The sequence below is a fragment of the Labrys sp. 22185 genome (genome assembly GCF_052045555.1).
In the GTDB taxonomy this organism is placed as follows: domain Bacteria; phylum Pseudomonadota; class Alphaproteobacteria; order Rhizobiales; family Labraceae; genus Labrys; species Labrys neptuniae.
Map to the genome: position 1 here is coordinate 82,721 of NZ_JBQEPH010000016.1, position 23,527 is coordinate 106,247.

Here is a 23,527-nt window from a genome sequence, read left to right on the forward strand (position 1 = left end):
CAACAGAGGAGCCCGAGATGAAGGCCAAGATTTTCTCCGGTGTCATTCCCGCGCTGATGACCCCGTGCAAGGCGGATCGCAGCCCGGATTTCGAGGCCCTCGTACGCAAGGGCAAGCAACTCATCGGAGAGGGCATGTCGGCCGTGGTCTATTGCGGCTCGATGGGTGACTGGCCCCTCCTCACCGATGCCCAGCGCATGGAAGGCGTCGAGCGCCTGGTCAAGGCCGGCGTCCCGGTGATCGTCGGCACCGGCGCGGTCAACACCGCTTCGGCCGTGGCCCATGCCGCCCACGCCCAGAAGGTCGGCGCCCAGGGCCTGATGGTGATCCCGCGCGTCCTGTCGCGCGGCTCGGTCGTCGCAGCCCAGAAAGAGCATTTCAAGGCGATCCTGACCGCTGCCCCCGATCTGCCGGCCGTGATCTACAACAGCCCCTATTACGGCTTTGCCACCCGCGCTGACCTGTTCTTCGCCCTCCGGGCCGAACACCCCAACCTGGTCGGCTTCAAGGAATTCGGCGGCCCGGCCGACATGCGCTATGCGGCCGAAAACATCACCAGCCGCGACGACGGCGTCTCCCTGATGATCGGCGTCGATACCGCCGTATTCCACGGCTTCGTCAATTGCGGCGCCACCGGCGCGATCACCGGCATCGGCAATGTCCTGCCCAAGGAAGTGATCCATCTGTGCAAGCTGTCCGAGGCCGCAGCTGCCGGTGACGTCGACGCCCGCCAGCGCGCCCAGGAGCTGGAGCAGGCCCTGGCCGTGCTGTCCTCCTTCGACGAAGGGCCGGACCTGGTCCTCTTCTTCAAGCACATGATGGTGGTGAAGGGCGACAAGGAATACGCCCTCAACTTCAACGAGACCGATGTGCTGTCCGACAGCCAGCGCGGCTATGCCGAAACGCAGCTCAAACTGTTCGATACTTGGTATGCCGCCTGGAGCCGCCTGCCCGGCGCCGTGCAGAAATGCGCCGCCTGACGGCATCGTGACAACGGCGAGACGATTGGTGGCGGGTCTTCGGACCCGCCTCTTTTTTTGGCAGAAGGCTTGAAGGATTGGGACAGGCCACCGCCCCCCCTCATCCGCTCCTTCGGGGCACCTTCCCCCGCAAGGGGAGAAGGTGCCGGCAGGCGGATGAGGGGTCGTGCTGCCCTATCCCAGCCTTTCCCGGTTCGTTCCAAACACCTTGAAAAGGCTGGTTCTGAAGACCAGCCCCCCTCAATCAACCGCGTCGAGGCCGAGCGCCAGTAGCCGGTCGAGCCCATCGACTTCGGCGGCGCTGAGGACGATGCCCTCCGCCTCCGACTGGGCACGCGCCGCAAAGCGACGCTGGGATGGCAGCCTGGCGCCCTGCCCGACGATGGTTTCGAACAGGATCTCGGCTCGGGCAAAGGGATCGCCTGGCCGCCCCGCAGCGAATTTCTCGGGCGAAAAGGCGAGGATCAATTCGCCATGGGCCGGCGCCAGGGTGGTAGTGCCCAGGGCTTCCAGCGCTTCGGGGCTGGTGAGATCCCCGATCATGATGCCGGCCAGGAGTTCGACCATCGTGCCGATCGCCGAGCCCTTATGACCACCGAAAGGCAGCATGGCGCCGGCAAGCGCCGCCACCGGATCGGTCGTCGGCTTGCCCTCGGCATCGATCGCCCAGCCCTCGGGCAGTGGCTTGCCGGCCCGACGGTGCAACTCGATCTCGCCGCGGGCTGCAACCGAGGTGGCGAAGTCGAAGACATAGGGTGGCTTGTTTTGGCGCGGCCAGCCGAAGCCGAAGGGGTTGGTGCCGAGCAGGGGCTTGTTGCCTCCGGTGGGCGCCACGGCCGAGTAGCTCGGGCACATCACGAGGGCGGCGAGGCCCTGCTCCGCCACGGCCTCCACTTCGGGCCAGAGCGCCGAGAAATGCGTGCAGTCATTGATCACCAGCGCGGCCAGACCATAGAGGCGGGCGCGCTCGACCAGGAGGGGCAGGCCAAGCTCGAAGGCCGGATTGGCAAAGCCACCTCTAGCATTGACCTTGACGACGGCGGAGGCGTCCTCTGCCGACAGGACAGGCTCGGCGTCGGGGCGAACCTTGCCGGCCCTCACCGTGCGCAAGGCGCCTTCGATGCGGTAGATGCCATGCGATTTGCAGGCGTCGCGCTCGCCGGCGACGATCACGCGCGTCACGGCGCCGGCCTGGGCTGCATTGAAGCCGGCCTTGCGGAAGATCGCTTCCACCTGCTCGCTCAGTTCCTTCGTCGTCAACACACGCCCGTCCGTCATAGCTCGCCTTTCCTCGTCATTCGCGTCGTCTCAGCCTATCATGGCTTGCCGATAAAAATACATAGTGTATACATATAATCGACAATCGCGTTTGAATTTCGCGTTTCCCTCGCAAGGTCCGGAAGGAATGGCATATGGGTTTCACTCCCACAGGCAAGCATCTTGTCGCAGGTGACTGGCTCGAAGGCGAAGGCTTCTTCGCATCCTCCCCCGCCCATGGGCCGGCGCACCGGTTTTCCGTCGGCACCGGCGCCCTGGTGGACCGAGCCTGCGAAGCGGCGGAGGAAGCATTCTGGCATTTCGGCTATGCCAAGCGCTGGGAGCGCGCCGCCTTCCTGCGCGTCATCGCCGAGGAGATCGAGGCCCGCGGCGAGGCGATCACCGAGATCGGCAGCCAGGAAACCGGCCTGCCCGCCGCGCGCCTGCAGGGAGAGCGGGCCCGCACCATCGGCCAGCTCCGGCTCTTTGCCGATCATATCGAGCTGGGCGGTTATCTTGATCGCCGTGTGGATGTGGCCTTGCCCGATCGCCAGCCAGCACCACGGCCCGAGATCCGCATGATGCAGCGCCCCATCGGCCCGGTCGCTGTGTTCGGCGCCTCCAACTTCCCCCTCGCCTTCTCCACCGCCGGTGGTGATACCGCCGCTGCACTTGCAGCGGGCTGCCCCGTGGTGGTGAAGGGTCATTCGGCCCATCCGGGCACGGGAGAAATCGTCGCCGAGGCCATCGATGCCGCCATCCGCAGGAGCGGTGTGCATCCGGGTGTGTTCTCCCTGATCCAGGGCAATAGTCGCGAGATCGGCCAGGCCATCGTGCAGCATCCCCTGATCAAGGCCGTCGGCTTCACCGGTTCGCTCGCCGGCGGCCGGGCGCTCTTCGATCTGTGCGCAGCCCGCCCCGAACCAATTCCCTTCTTCGGAGAGCTCGGATCGGTCAACCCGATGTTCCTGCTACCCGAAGCGCTCAGGGCGCGACCCGAGGCTCTCGCCCAGGGCTGGGCCGCCTCCCTGACGATGGGAGCGGGCCAGTTCTGCACCAACCCCGGCATTGCCGTGGTGATCGAGGGTCCCGAGGCCGACCGCTTCACCGCCGCTGCGACCGAAGCACTCGGCAAGGTGGCACCGCAGACCATGCTGTCGGACGGCATTGCCCGCTCCTACCATGAAGGCCAGGCGCGCATGTCCGAGCGCAACGCTGTCCGTCCCCTGCTGGCGACGCCGATGTCGGGCCGCGAGGTCTCGCCGAGCCTGTTCGAGACCTCCAGCGAGCGCTTCCTTACCGACCACGCCCTCGGCGAGGAGGTATTCGGCCCGCTTGGCCTGGTGGTGCGAGCGTCGTCGGCCGAGGACATGGAGCGGCTGGCCCGCGCCTTCGTGGGGCAGCTGACCGTGACCATCCACATGGAAGCGGCGGATCTCGCCGCCGCACGCCGCCTGCTACCGATCCTCGAACGCAAGGCCGGGCGCGTGCTCGTCAACGGCTTTCCCACCGGCGTCGAGGTCGTTGACGCCATGGTCCATGGCGGCCCCTATCCGGCCTCGACCAATTTCGGTGCGACCAGCGTCGGCACCCTGTCGATCCGGCGTTTCCTGCGTCCCGTGGCCTACCAGAACCTGCCGCAGGGCCTGCTGCCCGAGGACCTCGACGGCTGAACCTCGAGGCGGGACCCTCGATCGTTGCAAATGACGGCATCTGCCATCCCCGGCCGGCCTCCGGTTGCGCCGGGAACGGCGGCACTGTCGGAATGTAATTGCTCACCGGGGTGCTGCCCCTCACCGTACCTCTCCCCGTCAGAACGGGACGAGGTACGGTGAGGGGCTACGCGACCTTGATGGCAGGGGGTGAGGAACCACGTCGGAATAATTTATGCCCACACATAAAATTCTTTTTGTATTCATGTTGTATTTTTAGTTGATTTCGCGCTCGAAAACGCAATAGTGGCTGCGCCGTGAAAAACACGAGCCAAAGCAAAGAGAGAGCGTGAGAATGAGGAAATCGGTCGCTGCCTTCGGCCTCATGGCCGCCATCGCCATGGCCAGCCCCGCCAAGGCGGACAAGCTGGACGACATCATCGCTTCGGGAACGCTGCGCTGCGCCGTGGTGCTCGACTTTCCGCCCATGGGCTCGCGCGATGCCAACAACAATCCGATCGGCTTCGACGTCGACTATTGCAACGATCTCGCCAAGGCCCTCGGCGTGAAGGCCGAGATCGTCGAGACCCCCTTCCCCGAGCGCATCCCGGCCCTGATGTCCGGCCGCGTCGATGTCGGTGTCGCCTCGACCTCCGACACGCTGGAGCGTGCCAAGACGGTGGGCATGACCATCCCTTATTTCGCCTTCGAAATGGCGGTGACGGCCAATGAAAAGTCGGGCGTGAAGTCCTTCGAGGGCATGAAGGGCAAGGTCGTGGGCGCCACCGCCGGCACCTATGAAGCCATCGCGCTCGAAAAGCAGGTCAAGGCCTGGGGCAGCGGTGAATTCCGCCCCTACCAGACCCAGGCCGACGTCTTCCTCGCCTTGAGCCAGGGCCAGCTCGACGCCACCGTCTCCACCTCCACGGTGGCCCAGGCCAATGTGAAGACAGGCAAGTTCCCCGGCATCGCCGTGGTCGGCAAGGCACCCTTCGACATCGACTATGTCGCGCTGTTCGCGGCCCGCGACGAGTACGGCCTGATCAACTACCTTAATTTGTTCATCAACCAGCAGGTCCGCACCGGCCGCTACGCCGAGCTCTACAAGAAGTGGGTGGACGAAAACGTTCCCAACCTCACCGTCAACGGTTCCTACCGCTGACCTGACCGTTTCACCGGCGGCGCGTCGCCAAGCCTCGCGCCGCCGATCCCGCTCGAGAGGTGAAACGGCATGTTCAAATATGCCTTCCATTGGAATCAGGCCCTGAAAGCGCTGCCGCAGCTGCTCGAAGGCGCCCTGGTCACCTTGCAGATCGCCCTCCTGTCGATGGCGATCGGCCTTGCCATCGCCATCGTCCTCACCCTGTTCCGCCTCTCCGGCAACCGTCTTCTCGGCGGCTTCGCCACGGCCTGGGTCGAGGTGGCGCGCAACACGCCGGCGCTGTTCCAGATCTACATGGCGCATTTCGGCCTGGGCAATTTCGGCATTCACCTGACGCCCTTCACCGCGCTGCTCGTCGGCATCGCCTTCAACAATGCCGGTTACCTGGCCGAAAATTTCCGCGGTGCGCTGAAGGCCATTCCCGACACCCAGGCCCGCGCCGGCCGCTCGCTCGGCATGACCTCGCTGCAGGCTTTCCGGCTGATCATGCTGCCGCAGATGCTGCGCGTCGCCTTCCTGCCCGCCACCAACCAGATGGTCTGGGCCATCCTGATGACTTCGCTCGGCGTCACCGTGGGCATGAATACCGATCTGGCCGGCGTCACCCAGGAGCTGAATGCCCGCTCCTTCCGCACCTTCGAATTCTTCGCGCTGGCCGCGGTGATCTACTACCTGATCGCCAAGGCCGTCACTTTGGCGGCCCGGGCGGTTGCCTGGCGCATGTTCCGGTATTGAGGGGGTCGATCATGTTCAACACCACCCTGACCTGGAGCGATCTCGCCTTCCTGGCCCAAGGCGCCGGCATGACGCTGGCGGTCACCGCGGTCTCGGTCGCCGCCGGTACCGTGCTCGGCATCCTCTTCGGCGTGATCCGCGTCCAGCTCGGCCCCTATTGGTCGGCGCCGCTCACCTTCCTGCTCGACGTCTTCCGCTCGGTGCCGCTGCTCATCCAGCTCGTGCTGGTCAATGCCTTCCAGTCGATCGCCAAGCTGGGCTGGCCGCCCTTCACCACCTCCTGCGTGGTGCTGAGCCTGTATACGGCCGCCTACTGCACCGAGATCGTGCGCGGCGGCATCGGCTCGGTCCCGGCCACTACCCGCCGGGCTGCCCGTTCCCTCGGCATGAGCTGGTGGCAGGACATGCGCTACATCGTGGCGCCGCTCGCCATCCGCGTCAGCCTGCCCTCCTGGATCGGCCTGACGCTCGGCGTCCTCAAGGATTCCGCCCTGGTGCTCTGGCTCGGCCTGATCGAGCTCCTGCGCGCCTCGCAGATCCTGGTCACCCGCCTGCAGGAACCGCTCTTCATCCTGATGATCTGCGGCGCCATCTACTTCCTCATCAGCTTTCCAATCGCCCGTCTCGGCGGCTATCTCGAAAGACGGTGGTCCCCCAATGATTGAGATCCAGAACGTCCGCAAATCCTTCGCCGCACTCGAAGTGCTGAAGGGCATCAATCTCACCGTCGACAAGGGCGAGGTGGTCAGCATCATCGGCGGCTCCGGCTCGGGCAAGTCGACGCTGCTGACCTGCATCAACGGCCTGGAGCCGATCAATGCCGGCAAGATCACCATCGACGGCACCGAGGTCCATGCCAAGAGCACCGACCTCAACAGACTGCGTCGGAAGGTCGGCATCGTCTTCCAGCAATGGAACGCCTTCCCGCATCTGACCGTGCTGGAGAACGTCATGCTCGCCCCGCGCAAGGTGCTGGGCATGGCCAAGGCCAAGGCCGAGGAGATCGCGGTCAAGCAGCTCAGCCATGTCGGGCTGGCCGAGAAGCTCTCCGTCTATCCCACCCGCATGTCCGGCGGCCAGCAGCAGCGCATGGCGATCGCCCGAGCCCTTGCGATGTCGCCCGAATATATGCTGTTTGACGAGGTGACATCAGCGCTCGACCCGATGCTCGTCGGCGAAGTGCTCGACACGCTCAAGATGCTGGCCGAAGAGGGCATGACGATGATCTGCGTCACCCATGAAATGGCGTTCGCCCGCGACGTCTCCAACCGGGTGGCCTTCTTCCACCAGGGCGTGATGGCGGAAATCGGCACGCCCGACCAGCTCTTCGGTGCGCCGCAGAATCCCGAAACCCAGAAATTCCTGGCGAGCGTGCGGTGAGTTCGGATCTCGACGTCATCGTCATCGGTGCCGGCGTGGTGGGCCTGTCCTCCGCCATCGCCGCCAAGGCGCGCGGGCTCTCGGTCGCGGTGCTGGACCGGGAAGGCCCGGCCGCCGGCGCCTCGGCGGGCAATGCGGGAGCCTTCGCCTTCACCGACATCCTGCCGCTCGCTTCGCCCGGCATCCTGAGGAAGGCGCCGAAATGGCTGATGGACCCACTCGGGCCCCTCAGCGTGCCGCCGGCCTATGCGCTGCGGATCGCGCCCTGGATGTTCCGCTTCTGGCGGGCCTGCTCGGCCTCGCGCGTGGCGCATGCGACGGCGGCCCAGACGGCTCTGATGGATCTCTCCAAGGCCGAGCTCGAGCCCTTCCTGGCTGAGACCGGCACGCTTCCGATGCTGCGCAAGGAAGGCAATCTGCAGGTCTATGAAAGCAAGGCGGAGCTGGAGGCCTCACTGCCGGGCTGGGATGCCCGGCAGGCCCATGGCATCGAATTCCGTCATCTCGACGCCACCGGCATGGCCGAGATTCAGCCGGGGCTGGCCCCGCGCTTCAGCCATGGCACCTTCACACCCGGCTGGTTCTCCATCGCCGATCCCAAACTTTATACGCTGGCGCTGGCAGAGCACCTGCGCGCGAACGGCGGACTGGTCGAACGGGCGGAGGTCAAGGCTCTCACCCCCTTCGAAGGTGGCGTCGAAATCCTTGGCGCGGATGGCAGCGTGCGGCGGGCCGCCAAGGTGGTGCTGGCAGCAGGCGCCTTCTCGCACCGGATCGCCCGGACCATCGGCGAGGCCATCCCGCTGGAAACCGAGCGCGGCTACAACACCACACTGCCGCCCGGTTCCCTCGACCTGCGCACCCAGATCACCTTTGGCGGCCATGGCTTCGTCGTTTCGCGTTTGTCGACGGGCGTCCGCGTCGGTGGCGCCGTGGAACTCGGCGGTTTGGAACTCAAGCCGAATTTCCGGCGCTCGGAAGCCATGCTGAAGAAGGCGCAGGCCTTCCTGCCAGGCCTGAAGCCGGAAGGCGGCGTGCAGTGGATGGGCTTCCGCCCCTCCCTGCCCGACAGCCTGCCTGCCATCGGCCGTTCCCGCGCCACGCCGCGCGTGATCCATGCCTTCGGCCACGGCCATCTCGGCCTGACCCAGTCGGCCGGCACGGCGCGCATCGTCGCCGACCTCCTGACCGGTCACAAGCCCGCCATCGATATCGCTTCTTTCTCGCCTCAGCGTTTCTGACGAAAAGGTCCTGCCATGGCCAACCACACGTTCTCATGCATCGACGGCCACACCTGCGGCAATCCCGTCCGCCTGGTGTCGGGCGGCGGCCCGCTTCTCAAAGGCGCGACCATGCTGGAAAAGCGCGCCCATTTCCTGCGCGAATTCGACTGGATCCGCACCGGCCTGATGTATGAGCCGCGCGGCCACGACATGATGTCGGGCTCGATCCTCTATCCGCCGACCCGGCCGGACTGCGACGTCGCCGTGCTGTTCATCGAGACCTCCGGCTGCCTGCCGATGTGCGGCCACGGCACCATCGGCACCATCACTATGGGCATCGAGCACGGCCTGATCACCCCGCACGAGCCCGGCAAGCTCTCGATTGACGCCCCTGCCGGCAAGGTCGACATCACCTACCGCCAGGAAGGCCGCTTCGTGGAGGAAGTGCGCCTCACCAACGTGCCCGGCTTCCTCCATGCCGAGGGCCTGACGGCCGAGGTCGAAGGACTGGGCGAGATCGTGGTCGACGTCGCCTATGGCGGCAATTTCTACGCCATCGTCGAGCCGCAGAAGAATTTCCTGGATATGGCCGACCACACCGCCGGCGAACTGGTGGGCTGGAGCCCGAAGCTGCGTGCCGCGCTCAACGCCAAATACGAGTTCGTCCATCCCGAACACCCTGAGATCCAGGGCCTCAGCCACATCCAGTGGACGGGCAAGCCGACGCAGGCAGGCGCCCATGCCCGCAATGCTGTGTTCTATGGCGAGAAGGCCATCGACCGCTCGCCCTGCGGCACCGGCACGTCCGCCCGCATGGCGCAGCTCGCAGCCAAGGGCAAGCTCAAGGTCGGCGACGACTTCGTGCATGAATCGATCATCGGCTCGCTGTTCAAGGGACGGGTCGAGGCGGCCACCGAGGTCGCCGGCCGCGCGGCGATCATCCCCTCCATCGCGGGTTGGGCGCGCATGACCGGCATCAACACCATCTTCATCGACGATCGCGACCCCTTCGCCCATGGTTTCGTGGTCAAGTAAGCCGGTTTCGTATTGAAATGAGCAGTTCCCCTTCCGCGCGCAGCATCCTCGCAGGCTCCGCCCACGGGCCCGTCATTGCCAGCCAGGAAGCGCTCAGCTTCTGGGGCGGTGTCGATCCCGCCACCGGGCGGGTGATCGACGTGCACCATCCGCTGCACGGGACCTGCCTCACCGGCGGCATCTTGATGATGCCGTCCAGCCGGGGTTCCTGCACGGGTTCGGGCGTGCTGCTCGACCTCGTCCTCAATGGGCGGGCACCTGCGGCACTGGTTTTCTGCGAGCCCGAGGACGTGCTGACCCTGGGAGCGCTGATCGCCGCCGAGCTCTTCGGCAGGGCTCTGCCCGTGCTGCGCCTGGCGCCCGAGGCTTTCGCGGCCCTGGCGCGGGCAAAGTCCGCGCGGATCGGCGAGACAGCCATCGAGATCGACGGCCTGTCCTTGCCTCTCGCACCTCCTGCCACCACGACGCTCGACCTCACCGAGGCCGATCACGCCATGCTCGATGGACGGGATGGACCGGCTGCGCAGCAGGCCATGCGCATCATCTGCGCCATGGCCGCCCAGCAGGGTGCCCAGGGGCTTGTGGACGTTACCCAGGGCCATATCGACGGCTGTATCTATGCCAGCCCCGCCAACCTGACCTTTGCCGAGAAGATGGCCGAGATGGGCGCTCGTGTCCGCGTGCCTACCACGATGAACGCCATTTCGGTCGACCACGCCAACTGGCGGGAACAGGCCGTGCCGCCCGCCTTCGGCGCGCCGGCCGCGCGCCTTGCCGATGCCTATGTCCGCATGGGCTGCCGGCCGACTTTCACCTGCTCGCCCTATCTGCTCGACAGCGCTCCCCATGCGGGCGAAGCCATCGCCTGGGCCGAGTCCAATGCGGTGATCTTCGCCAATACCGTGCTCGGCGCACGGACCGCCAAGCATCCCGATTTTCTCGACCTCTGCATCGCCGTGACGGGGCGGGCACCGCTGTCCGGCGTCTATCTCGACCGGTACCGCAAGGCCCGCCGTCTCATCGATGTCGAACTCCCCGACCAGGTGGACGATGCCTTCTGGCCGCTGATCGGCTATCTCGCCGGCCGTGCCGCGCCCGAACGCATCCCGCTCCTGCGCGGCCTCGCCAAGGCCGGCCCCTCGCGGGACGACCTCAAGGCGCTCTGTGCCGCTTTCGGCACCACCTCGGCCGCACCGATGCTGCATGTCGAAGGAGTCACGCCGGAGGCCGACGGTGCGGCAGCCGATGACGCCGACACTGTCGTCATCACGCGCGCCGACATGGCCGCGGCCTGGCAGCGCCTCAACGAAGGGCCGGAACAGGTGGAGCTCGTCGCCATCGGCAGCCCGCATGCCTCGCTCGACGAATGCCGCGGCCTTGCCGAAGCGCTGGCGGGCCGCAGGCGTCTTGCCGATGTCGCCGTCATCGTCACCGCCGGACAGCAGGTCATCCGCGAAGCGGAAGGCGACGGCACCCTCGCACGCCTGCAGGAGAGCGGCGTGCAGGTCTTGCCGGACCTGTGCTGGTGCTCGATTTCAGAACCGGTCTTTCCGATGCGGACCCGGGCCGTGATGACGAATTCCGGCAAATACGCCCATTACGGCCCGGGTCTCTCCGGCCGCGCCGTGCGCCTCGGCAGCCTCGCCGATTGCGTGACCGCGGCGTTGACCGGTCATGCCCCGCATCGTCTCCCCACCTGGCTTTCCTGAGGACTTTTCCATGCGCAGCACGAAAACCATCCACGTGATCTCCGCCCATGCCGAAGGCGAGGTCGGCGACATCATCGTCGGTGGCGTCACCCCGCCGCCGGGCGACAGCATCTGGGAGCAGAGCCGCTGGATCGCCCGCGACCAGACCCTGCGCAACTTCGTGCTGAACGAGCCGCGCGGCGGCGTGTTCCGCCATGTCAACCTGCTGGTGCCGCCCAAGCATCCCGAGGCCGATGCCGCCTTCATCATCATGGAGCCGGAAGACACCCCGCCCATGTCCGGCTCGAACTCGATCTGCGTCTCCACCGTGCTGCTCGACAGCGGCATCCTGCCGATGCACGAGCCGGTGACGGAGATCACGCTGGAGGCTCCCGGCGGACTCGTCCGCGTCCGCGCGGAGTGCCGGAACGGCAAGGCCGAACGTATTTTCGTACGCAATCTTCCTAGCTTCGCCGACAAGCTTGATGCAAAGCTTGAAGTCGAAGGGTTGGGCACGCTCACCGTCGACACCGCCTATGGCGGCGACAGTTTCGTCATCGTCGATGCAACCTCCCTGGGTTTCAGCCTGAAGCCCGACGAAGCGCATGACATCGCCACGCTCGGCGTGCGCATCACCAACGCCGCCAATGCGGCGCTCGGCTTCCACCATCCCGAGAACCCCGACTGGAAGCATTTTTCCTTCTGCCTGTTCGCCGGCGCCGTCGAGCACACGGCCGACGGCCTGCGCGCCGGAGCCGCGGTGGCGATCCAGCCGGGCAAGGTCGACCGTTCGCCGACGGGCACGGCGCTGTCGGCCCGCATGGCCGTGCTGCATGCCCGCGGACAGATGACGCAGGAAGACAGCCTGACCGCGGTTTCGGTGATCGGCTCGACCTTCACGGGTCGCATCGTCGGCACCACCGAAGTCGGCGGCCGGCCGGCGGTGCTGCCCGAGATCTCGGGCCGCGCCTGGATCACCGGCACCCACCAGCACATGCTCGACCCCTCCGACCCCTGGCCCGGCGGCTACAAGCTGAGCGACACCTGGGGCGCGCGCTGACAGGCGCGCTGCCGCAAACCATCGGCACCGTCATTGACCCGAAACCTGCCGCCTCTATATCGATAAACGACAACGGTTTTCGAAAAGACGGGCACTGTGGCAATGGCGGCCGACGGACTACCGGATCCTCCCGAGCGGCCTGATGCGTCTGCGCAATCCTCCGAGACCGGACAGGATCAAGGCCTGCCGGCCATGCACGGACCTGCCGACGGTTCACCCCGGGAGGTCTTCGGCGTCTTCCTCAAGCTCGGGCTGACCTCATTCGGCGGACCGATCGCCCATCTCGGCTATTTCCGCGATGAAGTGGTGGTACGTCGCCGCTGGATCAGCGAAGCCGCCTATGCCGATCTCGTTGCGCTCTGCCAGTTCCTGCCGGGGCCCGCCTCCAGCCAGGTCGGCTTCTGCCTGGGCGTCCTGCGTGGCGGCGGATTGCTGGGTGGGCTCGCGGCCTGGCTTGCCTTCACCTTGCCCTCGGCCGTCATCCTCACTGCCTTTGCCCTCGGCGCGTCGGCCCTAGCCGGTCCGCTGGCGGCAGGCGCGCTTCACGGCCTGAAGCTGGTGGCCGTCGCCGTCGTCGCCCAGGCGATCTGGGGCATGGCCAAAACCCTGACGCCGGACAGGGAACGTGCCGGCATTGCCTTGGTGGCCGTCGCCATCACCGCCCTGACGGCAGGCTGGTTCAACCAGATCGGCGCCATCGTGATCGGTGCGCTTGCCGGGCTCTGGCTCTGTCGCAGCGGACAGAGCGCTCCCCTCGGCCGCCTCCGCTTTGTGGTATCGCCACGCAAGGGCATTGTCGCCCTGGCCCTGTTCGCCGCCCTGTTCTTCATTCCTGTCTTGCTCGCAGGCGCGATGGGCGGAGACTCGGCCTTCAAAGGCGCGATCACCCTGTTCGATGCCTTCTACCGCTCCGGAGCGCTGGTCTTCGGCGGCGGCCATGTCGTCCTGCCTCTGTTGCAGGCCGAAGTGGTGGCGCCCGGCTGGGTCGGCAACGAGGCCTTCCTTGCCGGCTATGGCCTGGCCCAGGCGGTGCCGGGGCCCCTCTTCACCTTTGCCGCCTATCTCGGTGCCGTCATGACTCCGGCACCCAACGGTATTGCCGGCGCGCTGATCGCTCTGGTCGCCGTCTTCGCACCCGGCCTCCTGCTGGTCTACGGCATGCTGCCCTTCTGGGATGCACTGCGCTTGCGTCCTACAGCACAGGCGGCCATGCGCGGGGCCAATGCCGCCGTGGTCGGCATCCTCGCTGCGGCCCTCTATTCCCCCGTCTGGACCAGCGCGGTCCTTTCGCCGCGAGACTTTGCGCTGGCGCTGGCCGGCTTCCTGCTGCTCACGGTCTGGAAAACGCCACCCTGGGTCGTCGTCGGCGTGCTGGCCGCAGGTGGGATTGTCCTTCGTTTGAATTGAGCGCCAAAGTCGGCCACACCGCGTGTACACGTCATAGGATTAATCGTTTTATAGTATATTTTCGTAATTTTTCCGATAAAATTGGGTCAATCTTTTGTAATATACAGTTGTCAATCGCTTCGGCGCGGTGTTTTATTGGAACAAGAGCGGAATAGTCCGCCGCAACAATCCGGCGCAGGGGGTAGGCGATGACATCGACCCTCGACTTCTTCAAAGCCGTCAAGTTGGATACAGGCCAGTCCGAGACGACCCAGATCCATGAAGCTCTGCGGAGCGCCATCATCGCGATGGCGATGGCACCGGGGGAGGCCGTTCGGGAAGAGGAGATCTGCGCCGGACTGTCGGTATCCCTTGCGTCCTTGCGGGATGCCATCCTGCAACTGGCAAACGAACGCTTCGTCGTCATCGAGCCTGAGGGTCAAGCTCGCGTCGCCGCGATCGACATCGGCGAGGTGCTCACCGGCCAGATCGTCCGCGAAACGCTGGAGGTCCGGATAACCCGCCTTGCGGCCCGGCACTTCGTCCCGGCCCGGGCCACGGATTTCGAGCATTCCCTGTCCCTGCAGGACGAGGCCGCCAAGCGGCACGACACCGATGAATTCTTCGCTCTCGACCATGCCTTCCATCAGTTGATCTGCGAAATCTCCGGCATCAGCAACAGCTGGCGCATTCTGCATGCGGCAACGGGGCAACTCGACCGCGTCAGGCGGCTCGCCTTTGCCTTCGAGAACAGCTTCGACGTCGTGATCGCCGAACATGGCGCGATCTATCAAGGCTTGAAAACCAGAAGCGAGCAGGCCGCTGTCACGGCCCTCCAGTTCCAGCTCGACAGCATGTTCGAAAATCTCCGCCTCTTGCGAAAACAGCACCCGGATCTGTTTGCCGAATACGGCGATATCAATTTCGACACAATCCGCTAGGGGGGACACAAGAGCAGCCCCGACGCCTGCTCCGGAAAAGCATTGACTTGTCACCTCGCCTTGCTATCCGCCTCGGCGGCGGGTCACGCTCAATGCAGCCCGCTAACCCCAAGCAGCCGCTCGATCACCTGAGGCTGCTTGGCGAGCGCGGCAGAAGCCCCGGACCAGGCGATGCGGCCCCTCTCCAGAATGACGACATGATCGGCGAAGTCGATCGCAGTCTGGATGCGCTGCTCGACCAGCAGGATGGTCATCTCGCCCCCGGCGGCGAGGCGCGAGAACACGGCCATCAGTTCCTCGCAGATGACGGGGGCCAGCCCTTCCAGCGGCTCGTCGAGCAGCAGCACCGTTGGCCGGCCCAGAATGGTACGGGCCGTGGTGAGCATCTGTTGCTCGCCTCCCGAAAGTTGCGAGCCGAGATTCCTGCGGCGCTCCCTGAGGCGCGGAAACATCGCATAGGCTTCCTCGATCGCCGGGCGGCCGCGGTTCTTGAGGCCGACGAAAAGATTCTCCTCCACCGTCAGCGAAGCGAAGATGCAGCGGGCCTGCGGGACATAGCCCAGACCGCTGCGGGCGCGCGAGGCGCTGTCGAGAAGGCTGATATCCCTGCCGCCAAGGCGCAGCGTGCCGCCATAGCGCCGGATCTGCCCGGCGATGGTGGCGAGCAATGTCGTCTTGCCCATGCCGTTGCGCCCGAGCACGGCCAGGCGCCCACCGGCGGGAACGGCGAAGGAAATGTTCTCCAGCACCCGGGTCGGGCCATAGCCGGCGCTGAGATCGCTGATTTCAAGCGGCGTTGCGGTCATGCTGACTGCTTCTCATGGGCATAGTTTCCAAGATAGGCCTGGCGGACACGCGCATCCTTCGTCACCTCCACAGGAGAACCATCGAAGATGATGGCACCGGCGGCCAGCACGATGACACGCCGGGCGAACCGGAAAACCAGATCCATGTCATGCTCGATCATCAGCACGGCGAGGTCGGCGGGCAGGCCGGCCAGCGCTTCCTCGATGCGGGGCGTATCGCTTTGCGGCACGCCGGCAGCCGGCTCGTCGAGCAGGAGAACCTTGGGCTTGAGCGCCAGCGCCAGCGCGATCTCGAGCAGGCGCTGCTGGCCATAGGCGATTTCCGCGACCGGGCGGGTTGCGATGGCTGTCAGGCCGAGTGTAGCCAGCAATTCGTCAACCTCGGCCATCACGTCGGGTTTTGCACGATAGTGGCCGAAGAGACGGCCGGCACGGCCCGTGCGCTGCAGGACGGCAAGAGCCAAATGTTCCTGCGGCGTCATGTCGGGAAAGAGCCGGGTGACCTGGAAGGAGCGTACCAGACCCCGGCGGACGCGCGCTGTCGGTCCGAGCCCGGTGACGTCCCTGCCGGCGAGCATCACCTTGCCGGAATTGGGCACGAGATGGCCGGTGACCAGATTGACGAAGGTGGTCTTGCCGGCACCGTTCGGGCCGATCAGGGCGACACGGTCGCCGACGTTCAAGGTGATCGACAGGCCCTGCGTCACGGCAAGGCCGCCGAAGGATTTCTCCAGATCGAGGGTCTGAAACACCGCGCTCATCCGCCTCTCCCCTTGAAACGGGCAAGCAGTGCGGCAGCCGAACCATAGAGGCCACGCGGCGCGAACAGCACGACCGCGATCAGCAGGGCACCGACGATGGTAAGCCAATGGAACGGATTGGCCGCCGAAACGAAATCCTCGAAGCCCATGAAGGCAATGGTGCCGACGAGCGCCCCGTAGAGCGAGCCGGTGCCGCCGAGCACGAGCATGACCAGGGCCTCGGCCGAAAGGGTAAAGCTCAGGCTGTCGAGGCCGACAACCTGGGTGGAAAGTGCGTTGAGCCCGCCGCCCAGGCCGGCCACGGCGCCGGAGATGACATACATCTTCAAGAGCGTGCCCTGCACCGAGGCACCCATGGCGCGGATGCGCACGGGGTCCTGCCGGATGCCGCGGCAAAGCATGCCGAAGGGCGAGCGCACCAACAGCCTGAGCAGGACGAAGACGACGAGGAGAAGCGCCACCCCCAGTCCATAGGCTGTACGCCCCCAAAGGTCGAATTCGAACAGACCGAAGACCGGATCGGGGGCGATGCCCGACAACCCGTCACTGCCGCCTGTGTAGGCCGAAGCCTTGTTGGCGACTTCATGGAAGAGATGGACCACAGCGATCGACAGCACCAATTGCGCGAGCCCGTGCCCGCGCAGGATCACCGCCCCCGAGACCAGGCCGGCGAGCGCACCGCCGACGGCCGAGATGGCGAGCATCGCCAGGGGATCGGTGACGTTCCACTGCACGGCGGCCATGCCGGCGGCATAGGCGCCGGCACCATACAAGGCCGCATGCCCCAGCGTGGCGACGCCGCAAAAGCCGGTGACGAGGTCGAGCGAAAGCACGAGCAGCGCAACCGAGAGGATGCGGGTCAGCAGCGCCAGATTATCCGGAAAGAGCACATAGCCGATGGCGGCGGAGGCTAGGATGGCCGCAAGACCGGCCAGGTCGCGCCTCAGCCAACTGGTTTGCGATGTTTCCCCCCGGCCGGCCATAGGTTTGTTCTCCGCCATCTCCATCTAGGCGCTCCTGCCCATCAGGCCGCGCGGGAAGACGCAGACGATGGCGATCACGGCGAGATAGAAGAAGAATTCCCCATATTCAGGCAGGAGATAGCGGCCGGCGGTGTCGACCAGACCGAGCACCAGACAGGCCAGCAAGGCGCCGGGGATCGAGCCCGCTCCGCCGACGCAGACCACCACCAGGAAGGTCACCATATAGCGTAGCGCATAATAGGGCTCGATCGGCAGGAGTTCGGCACCGACAATGCCGCCAAAAGCTGCAAGGCCGACGGCGATCGCGAAGCTGACGGCGTAGACGGTTCCGGTGCGCACGCCCAGCGAAGCTGCCATGGCGGCATTGTCCACCGCGGCGCGCAGTTTAATGCCGAAACCGGTCTTCTCGATCAGATACCAAAGGGCCAGGGCAACGCCCAGGCCACAGGCGATGGCGAACAATTTATGCGCGGCGATCGAGCGAAAGCCGAGATCCGCCGGGCCACTCAGCATTTCCGGCAAGGGAATGGTCTTGAGCGTGGGGCCGAAGACGTAATTGGCGATGCCGATGACACAGAAGGTGATGCCGATGGTCATCAGCACCTGGGTGAGTTCGGGCGCGCCATAGAGCCGGCGGTAGAGCAAACGCTCCAACGGAAGGGCGATCACCACCGTGCCCGCGATGGCCAGCATGATGGCCAGGACATATCCCAGGCCGAGTGATTGTGCGGCGTAGGACGCGATATAGCCGCCGATCATGGCAAAGGCGCCATGGGCAAGGTTGATCACCCGCATCAGCCCCATAGTCACGGACAGCCCGATGGAGATGACGAACAGCACCATGCCATAGGCAAGGGCATCGATACCCACGCTGAGAATGGTTTGCATGGCCTCATCCAGCATTGGAGGAATGACGATTTTCTCAAATCGTTATTTGCTCTATTTCCTTTTCATGAAGCATTTTCTGAATTGAGATCCATCGGAAGATACTTTCATCCGAATGCCGCTTGCGCCCGCCCGAGGCTCTCGATGAGCGGCTGCTATTTCGAAACCGCCAGCCCGGGGTCGCCCTGCTTCTCGAAAGTGGCGATTTCCTTGTTGTAATAGCTGCCGTCCTCGGCCTTGGCGACCTCGCGCAGATAGATGTTCTGGGTGATGTGACGGCTTTCTGGGTCGATCGAGACGGGTCCTCGCGGGCTTTCCCAGGCCAGGCCCTTGACGGCATCCACGGCCTTCTGGGCGTCCTGCTTGCCAGCCGTCGCCTCGATCATCTTGTAGATGACATGCATGCCGTCATAGGCTCCGACCGCCGGAAACGACAATTCGCTCGGGTTGCCGATGGCCTTGCGAGCCGCCTCGACGAATTTCTTGTTCTCGGCCGAGCCATGCGAGACGGCATAGTGGAAGGTGGTCAGCAGGCCCTCCGCCGCCTGGCCGAGCGCCGGCAGGTCCGACTCCTGGGTAAGGTCTCCGGGCGCGAGCAGCTTCACACCCGACTTGGCTAGCCCATTCTCGTTATAAGCCTTGACGAAGCCGAGCGTGGTCGGCCCCGACGGCAGGAAGGCGAATAGGGTATCGGCGCCTGAGTCCTTCACTCTCTGCATGATCGGGCTGAAATCGTTGGTCGACAGGGGCATGCGGATGGTGCCGACAACCTCGCCGCCAACGCCGGTGAAGCTGGTCTTGAAGGCGTTCTCGGCATCGACGCCGGGGCCGTAATCGCTGACCACCGTGATCGCCTTCCTGGCGCCGCGCTCCTTGGCAACCTTGGCCATGGGCGCCGAGGTCTGCCAGGTGGTGAAGGAGGTGCGCACCACCAGGGGGCTCTTGGTCACGATGGCTGATGTCGCCGCATTCATCACCACGAGCGGCACATTGGCCTGCTTCAGCAGCGGCGTCACGGCCATGGCGTCCGGCGTAAAATAGAAGCCAGCGAGATACTGGACGCCTTCCTTCACCACGAGTTCCTGGGCCAGCGCCTTGGACTGCGCGGGATCGGCCTGGGGCACGTCGCGATAGATGATCTGGATGTCGTCATTGCCGGCCTTGCTGCCGTGCAGGGCCTGATAGGCGTCGATGCCCGCCTTGAAATTCTTGCCCTGAATGGCGAAGGGCCCCGAGAACGGACCGATGACGCCAACCTTGATGGTTTCGGCCAGGGCACTACCGGACAGCATGACCATCGCCAAAGTGGCGAAAACAGATCTGGCGGCGAGAACGGATTTTTTCATTCTTTCCTCCCAAAGCCGGACCAGCGCTTTTCGGGCACGCCGATCGCAGGCTTTCCATATTGGTCAAATGTGACGTGTTGATTGGTAATGTAAAATGAAAACAAGCGCTCGAAACATAACCTACAGGATATGTGACGGAGCTGAGGCTAAGCGATTTCAGTAGGGAAGACCGACATAGTTTTCGGCAAGCGCCGCAGACGCCATCTGCGAATGAACGAGGTAGTCGAGTTCGGCCTCCTGGATCCGTTGCCCGAAATCGTCGGTATCCGGGAAGCGATGAAGCATCGTCGTCATCCACCATGAAAAACGCACCGCCTTCCAAACACGGGACAAAGCCCGGCTCGAATAGGCATCGATGCCGGCCGATGACTTCTCCCGATAGAATTCCCGCAATCCCCAAAAGAGATAGCGCACGTCGCTGGCGGCGAGGTTGAGCCCCTTGGCTCCGGTGGGCGGCACGATATGGGCGGCGTCGCCGACTAGGAACAGGCGCCCGAAACGCAAGGGCTCGGCGACGAAGGAGCGCAGTGGCGCGATCGACTTCTCGAAGGAGGCTCCGGTGACGATGCCGGCCGCAGCCTCGGCAGGCAGGCGCCGGCGCAGCTCATCCCAGAAGCGATCGTCGCTCCAATCCTCGATCCTGTCGTCAAGCAGGCACTGCACATAATAGCGGCTGCGATGGGTCGAGCGCATCGAACACAGCGCAAAGCCCCTGGGATGGTTGGCATAGATCAGTTCGTGGCCGGCCGGCGGCACCTCGGCAAGAATGCCGAGCCAGCCGAAGGGATAGGCTCGCTCATAGGTCCTGATCGCGGTCGACGGCACCGATTTGCGGCTGACGCCGTGGAAGCCGTCGCAGCCGGTGATGAAGTCGCAATCGATGCGATGGCCGACGCCGTCCTTTTCATAGGTGACATAGGGCGCCTCACCACTGAAGTCGTGGGGCTCGACATTCCCGGCCTCGTAGATGGTGGCCAGGCCGGCTGCCTCGCGTTTGTCCATCAGGTCATGCGTCACCTCGGTCTGGCCATAGACCATCACGCGCTTGCCGCCGGTCAGGGCCGTCAGGTCGATGCGGTGCAACCTGCCGTCGAAGGCCAGCGAGATGCCCTCATGCGGCAGGCCTTCGGCATGCATGCGCTCGCCTGCGCCGGCTTCGTCGATGAGATCCAGCGTACCTTGCTCGAGCACGCCTGCACGCACGCGACCGAGCACATGATCGCGGCTGGCACGTTCGAGGATGATATTGGCGATGCCCTCATTGGCCAGCAATTGTCCAAGCAGCAGGCCGGAAGGCCCCGAGCCAATGATGACCACCTGTGTGCGCATTTCCTGCCCTCATCGCCGCGAGTTCCATGCCATCGGCAGGCCCGGGTCGGTTTTCGTTCCATTCCTGCTTCGGGATCGCGACTATCTGTCGGCGAGCACACCGATACTGTCGATCTGGGCGGCGAGTTCCCCCGCCAGCCGCAGCGACGCCGCGGCCGCCACGGCCATTTGCGGCAGAAGCAGCCATTCCAATGTCCACGCGGCGCCCGAGCGTTCCTGTTCGTGCAGCAAGGCCTGATGCATGCCGGCAAGCTGGGTGGCGTTGAAGCGGGCGAGCGTGACCAGCACCTCCGCCGCCACCGGATTTTGCTTGTGCGGCATGGCGGAGGACCCGCCACCCGCCGATAAGACAATCTCGTCGCCATCCTGGGCCATCAGGGCGACATCCTGGCCGAATTTGCCGAGGCTTCCTGTGATCAGCGACAATAGATTGGCGAAATCGGCGAGCCGGTCGCGCTGGCTGTGCCATTGCGGGGCATCGCCGAGGCCGAGGCGAGCCGCGAGCCGGGCCCGGACGGCAGCGGCCTTGGTCCCGAGTTTGTCCAGCGTGCCTGCGGCCCCGCCGAACTGCACCACCAGCAATGCCGGCCGCAGGGTTTCCAGCCGTTTCCTGTGCCGTTCCAGCGGTTCGCGCCAAGCCTGTATACGGTCGGCGACAGTGATTGGGATCGCCGCCTGCATGCGGGTGCGGCCCATCAGCCTGCGGCTGCCGAATTCGAGTTCCAGGCCAGCCAGTTTCGCGACCATCTCGACCAACAGGTCATCCAGCCGCTGCAAAACCGACACCAACCGCAATATCAGGGCGGTATCGATGACATCCTGGCTGGTGGCGCCGAAATGCAAGCTGTCGCTGGCGGGCGTCCCAACCGCCTCACGCAATTGGCGCACCAGCTCCGGCACGATGACGCCGTCACGGGCAACGCTGCGTCTGAGCGCCTCGAGATCGGGGACGAACGAGGCCAGGGCGGCGGCGATCGTCGCGGCGACATCGGCTTCGATGACCCCCTCCTCGGCTTCCGCCTCGGCGAGAGCAAACTCGAAGGACAGCATCGCCGCCATCTCCACCTCGGAGGAGAACTGGCGCACCGTTTCTTCATCGCCCAACAGGGCGGCAAGAACGGGATGATCGAGGGGCGAGACTGTCATATGTCAAAGAACACCGTTTCGTGCTCGCCCTGCAGGTGGATGTCGAAGACATAGGCATCCCCTTCGCGCGCCGCGACGAGCGTGGCGACGCGATGGCGATGCTCGATGCGGGCCAGCACCGGGTCCTCGGCATTCGCCTCCGCCTCATCGGCGAAATATAGGCGGGTGTGCAGGCCGAGATTGATGCCGCGGGCAACGATCCAGACGGTGAGGTGCGGCGCCATCAGGCGGCCATCCTTGAACGGTACCCGGCCGGGCTTGACCGTCTCGAACACGCACTCGCCGGTCGTCATGTTCGTCGCCTTACGGCCCCAGCCGGTGAAATGGGGATCGGCCTTGCCGCGCCGTTCCGACGGCGAATTGTAGAGACCCGCATGGTCGGCCTGCCAGATCTCGACCAGCGCATCCTTGAGTGGCGTCCCCAGGCCGTCGATCACGCGCACCCGCACGCTGATGCGCTCGCCCTTGGTCGCATCGTTGACCATGACATCGCCGAGGTCATGGTCATAGACGCCTGCTATCTCCGCGAAATTCGGCGTCAACCCGATATGGACATAGGGACCGGCAGTCTGCGAGGGGCTTTCCTTGAAGCGGTCGAGAGCCTGAACCATCAATTGCCCTCCAGCCGGTTCTCGAACATCGTCGAGCGGCGCCCGCGCAGCACGATGTCGAACTTGTAGGCGCGGGCGTCCATGGGGATGGTCGCCTGCATGTCGAGGGCTGCGATCAAGCTTTCGATACCGACCTTGTCGGGGATCGTCTTCACGATCGGGCAGAGCCAGATCAGCGGATCACCCTCGAAATACATCTGCGTGATCAGGCGCTGGGCAAAGCCATGGCCGAACACCGAGAAATGGATATGGGCGGGGCGCCAGTCATTGACGCCATTCGGCCAGGGATAGGGACCGGGCTTGATGGTGCGAAAGGCATAGCCGCCGTCCTGATCGGTGATGGTGCGGCCGCAGCCGCCGAAATTCGGGTCGAGCGCGGCGAGATAGCCTTCCTTCTTGTGCCGGTAGCGTCCGCCGGCATTGGCCTGCCAGAATTCGAGCAGTGCACCCGGCACACCCTTGCCGCGCTCGTCGAGGACACGCCCGTAGACAATGATGCGCTCGCCGATGGCACTCTCGCCCGGCCTGGCGAAATTGTGGATGAGGTCATCGTCGAGCGGTCCCAAAAGATCATGGCCGAACACCGGCCCGGTGATCTCGGACAGTGTATTGTCGAGCGACAGCAGCGCTTTTTGCGGCGAACGCAGCACGGATGTCTTGTAGGGCGGCGTCAGGGCCGGCGGATGCCAGCTTCTATCGCGCTGGAAGAAGGCGCCCGTCTCGGGCCGGAGGTCGGTGCGTTCAGCGGACATCGGATTTTCCTGCCTCCTCGTCCATCTGGGCGAATACCTGCTTGGCGATCCTGATGGCCCGGTTGGCCGCCGGCACACCGGCATAGACAGCCACATGCAGGAAGGCCTCGCAGATGTCCTCCCGCGTCGCGCCGGTATTGGCGGTCGCCCTGACATGCATCGCCACTTCCTCGTCATGGCCGAGTGCCGCCAGCAAGGCGAGAGTGACGATCGAGCGCTCCCGTTTCGTCCAGGTCGGACGCGACCATACTGTTCCCCAGGCAGCCTCGGTGATCAGTTCCTGGAACGGGCGGTCGAATTCGGTGGAAACGCCCTCCGCATGGTCGACATGGGCATCGCCGAGCACGGCGCGGCGAACGGCGAGGCCCTCGCGATATCTGGCCGAGCGTGGCGCCGGAACACTCATTGC

Annotated in this window: 23 protein-coding genes; 12 read left to right on the forward strand and 11 right to left on the reverse strand. The window is 65.0% G+C overall.

All coding sequences use genetic code 11. The features are described from left to right. Window positions 1-17: 17 nt before the first annotated feature. Window positions 18-980: a dihydrodipicolinate synthase family protein gene (locus ACTJKX_RS25385; RefSeq protein WP_311941119.1), complete on the forward strand. Its 963-nt coding sequence runs from the start codon at window positions 18-20 to the stop codon at window positions 978-980. Window positions 981-1,220: 240 nt separating this feature from the next. On the opposite strand, the gene ACTJKX_RS25390 is transcribed toward ACTJKX_RS25385, so the two are convergent. Continuing rightward, window positions 1,221-2,258 carry an Ldh family oxidoreductase gene (locus ACTJKX_RS25390; protein WP_440726942.1) on the reverse strand — a complete coding sequence of 346 codons (1,038 nt, stop codon included), beginning with the start codon at window positions 2,256-2,258 and terminating at the stop codon, window positions 1,221-1,223. A gap of 134 nt (window positions 2,259-2,392) precedes the next feature. On the opposite strand from ACTJKX_RS25390, the gene ACTJKX_RS25395 reads away from it, so the two are divergent. The 11 genes from ACTJKX_RS25395 to ACTJKX_RS25445 all read left to right on the forward strand — a co-directional run bounded on the left by ACTJKX_RS25395 (window position 2,393) and on the right by ACTJKX_RS25445 (window position 14,499). Next, complete coding sequence (locus tag ACTJKX_RS25395; RefSeq protein ID WP_440726943.1) at window positions 2,393-3,910, forward strand: aldehyde dehydrogenase (NADP(+)); 1,518 nt, start codon at window positions 2,393-2,395, stop codon at window positions 3,908-3,910. A gap of 334 nt (window positions 3,911-4,244) precedes the next feature. Next, window positions 4,245-5,051: an ABC transporter substrate-binding protein gene (locus ACTJKX_RS25400; RefSeq protein ID WP_311941111.1), complete on the forward strand. Its 807-nt coding sequence runs from the start codon at window positions 4,245-4,247 to the stop codon at window positions 5,049-5,051. A 69-nt stretch (window positions 5,052-5,120) separates the two neighbouring features. After that, window positions 5,121-5,786 (forward strand): amino acid ABC transporter permease, encoded by a 666-nt coding sequence (locus ACTJKX_RS25405; protein WP_394312152.1) that lies wholly within the window; start codon window positions 5,121-5,123, stop codon window positions 5,784-5,786. 11 nt (window positions 5,787-5,797) lie between these two features. Next, entirely contained in the window at window positions 5,798-6,451 is a 654-nt protein-coding gene (locus tag ACTJKX_RS25410) for an amino acid ABC transporter permease (protein ID WP_440726944.1), read from the forward strand. Next, a complete protein-coding gene (locus tag ACTJKX_RS25415) occupies window positions 6,444-7,166 on the forward strand; it encodes an amino acid ABC transporter ATP-binding protein (protein ID WP_440726945.1) in 723 nt (240 codons plus the stop codon). Before ACTJKX_RS25410 ends, ACTJKX_RS25415 begins: the two co-directional genes overlap by 8 nt. Beyond that, window positions 7,163-8,407 carry an NAD(P)/FAD-dependent oxidoreductase gene (locus ACTJKX_RS25420; protein WP_440726946.1) on the forward strand — a complete coding sequence of 415 codons (1,245 nt, stop codon included), beginning with the start codon at window positions 7,163-7,165 and terminating at the stop codon, window positions 8,405-8,407. Before ACTJKX_RS25415 ends, ACTJKX_RS25420 begins: the two co-directional genes overlap by 4 nt. Window positions 8,408-8,422: 15 nt before the next feature. After that, a complete protein-coding gene (locus ACTJKX_RS25425) occupies window positions 8,423-9,424 on the forward strand; it encodes a 4-hydroxyproline epimerase (RefSeq protein ID WP_394312159.1) in 1,002 nt (333 codons plus the stop codon). Window positions 9,425-9,441: 17 nt separating this feature from the next. Beyond that, window positions 9,442-11,133 carry a cis-3-hydroxy-L-proline dehydratase gene (gene lhpI / locus ACTJKX_RS25430; protein ID WP_440726947.1) on the forward strand — a complete coding sequence of 564 codons (1,692 nt, stop codon included), beginning with the start codon at window positions 9,442-9,444 and terminating at the stop codon, window positions 11,131-11,133. Window positions 11,134-11,143: 10 nt separating this feature from the next. Continuing rightward, entirely contained in the window at window positions 11,144-12,172 is a 1,029-nt protein-coding gene (locus ACTJKX_RS25435) for a trans-3-hydroxy-L-proline dehydratase (protein ID WP_440726948.1), read from the forward strand. A gap of 192 nt (window positions 12,173-12,364) precedes the next feature. Continuing rightward, entirely contained in the window at window positions 12,365-13,579 is a 1,215-nt protein-coding gene (gene chrA / locus ACTJKX_RS25440; protein WP_440726949.1) for a chromate efflux transporter, read from the forward strand. 188 nt (window positions 13,580-13,767) lie between these two features. Beyond that, on the forward strand, window positions 13,768-14,499 hold the full coding sequence (locus ACTJKX_RS25445; protein WP_394312166.1) for a GntR family transcriptional regulator: 732 nt from the start codon (window positions 13,768-13,770) through the stop codon (window positions 14,497-14,499). 89 nt (window positions 14,500-14,588) lie between these two features. Here ACTJKX_RS25445 and ACTJKX_RS25450 read toward each other — a convergent pair whose 3' ends face one another. The 10 genes from ACTJKX_RS25450 to pcaC all read right to left on the reverse strand — a co-directional run bounded on the left by ACTJKX_RS25450 (window position 14,589) and on the right by pcaC (window position 23,524). Continuing rightward, window positions 14,589-15,305, reverse strand: coding sequence for an ABC transporter ATP-binding protein (locus ACTJKX_RS25450; RefSeq protein ID WP_394312168.1), 717 nt, complete (start codon window positions 15,303-15,305; stop codon window positions 14,589-14,591). Beyond that, window positions 15,302-16,066 carry an ABC transporter ATP-binding protein gene (locus tag ACTJKX_RS25455; RefSeq protein ID WP_394312170.1) on the reverse strand — a complete coding sequence of 255 codons (765 nt, stop codon included), beginning with the start codon at window positions 16,064-16,066 and terminating at the stop codon, window positions 15,302-15,304. Before ACTJKX_RS25455 ends, ACTJKX_RS25450 begins: the two co-directional genes overlap by 4 nt. Continuing rightward, window positions 16,063-17,067, reverse strand: coding sequence for a branched-chain amino acid ABC transporter permease (locus ACTJKX_RS25460; RefSeq protein ID WP_394312274.1), 1,005 nt, complete (start codon window positions 17,065-17,067; stop codon window positions 16,063-16,065). Before ACTJKX_RS25460 ends, ACTJKX_RS25455 begins: the two co-directional genes overlap by 4 nt. A gap of 6 nt (window positions 17,068-17,073) precedes the next feature. Continuing rightward, window positions 17,074-17,937, reverse strand: a complete 864-nt coding sequence (locus ACTJKX_RS25465; RefSeq protein ID WP_367624441.1) for a branched-chain amino acid ABC transporter permease — start codon at window positions 17,935-17,937, stop codon at window positions 17,074-17,076. Window positions 17,938-18,089: 152 nt separating this feature from the next. Continuing rightward, window positions 18,090-19,280 carry an ABC transporter substrate-binding protein gene (locus ACTJKX_RS25470; protein WP_394312172.1) on the reverse strand — a complete coding sequence of 397 codons (1,191 nt, stop codon included), beginning with the start codon at window positions 19,278-19,280 and terminating at the stop codon, window positions 18,090-18,092. A 156-nt stretch (window positions 19,281-19,436) separates the two neighbouring features. Next, window positions 19,437-20,609 (reverse strand): 4-hydroxybenzoate 3-monooxygenase, encoded by a 1,173-nt coding sequence (gene pobA, locus ACTJKX_RS25475; RefSeq protein ID WP_440726950.1) that lies wholly within the window; start codon window positions 20,607-20,609, stop codon window positions 19,437-19,439. Window positions 20,610-20,690: 81 nt separating this feature from the next. Continuing rightward, a complete protein-coding gene (locus tag ACTJKX_RS25480) occupies window positions 20,691-21,755 on the reverse strand; it encodes a 3-carboxy-cis,cis-muconate cycloisomerase (RefSeq protein WP_440726951.1) in 1,065 nt (354 codons plus the stop codon). Then, window positions 21,752-22,366, reverse strand: a complete 615-nt coding sequence (gene pcaG / locus ACTJKX_RS25485; protein WP_311941054.1) for a protocatechuate 3,4-dioxygenase subunit alpha — start codon at window positions 22,364-22,366, stop codon at window positions 21,752-21,754. The genes ACTJKX_RS25480 and pcaG overlap by 4 nt, the downstream gene beginning before the upstream one ends. Continuing rightward, on the reverse strand, window positions 22,366-23,118 hold the full coding sequence (gene pcaH, locus ACTJKX_RS25490; RefSeq protein WP_440726952.1) for a protocatechuate 3,4-dioxygenase subunit beta: 753 nt from the start codon (window positions 23,116-23,118) through the stop codon (window positions 22,366-22,368). The genes pcaG and pcaH overlap by 1 nt, the downstream gene beginning before the upstream one ends. Then, entirely contained in the window at window positions 23,108-23,524 is a 417-nt protein-coding gene (gene pcaC, locus ACTJKX_RS25495; protein ID WP_367624445.1) for a 4-carboxymuconolactone decarboxylase, read from the reverse strand. Before pcaC ends, pcaH begins: the two co-directional genes overlap by 11 nt. Between the last annotated feature and the right edge of the window lie 3 nt (window positions 23,525-23,527).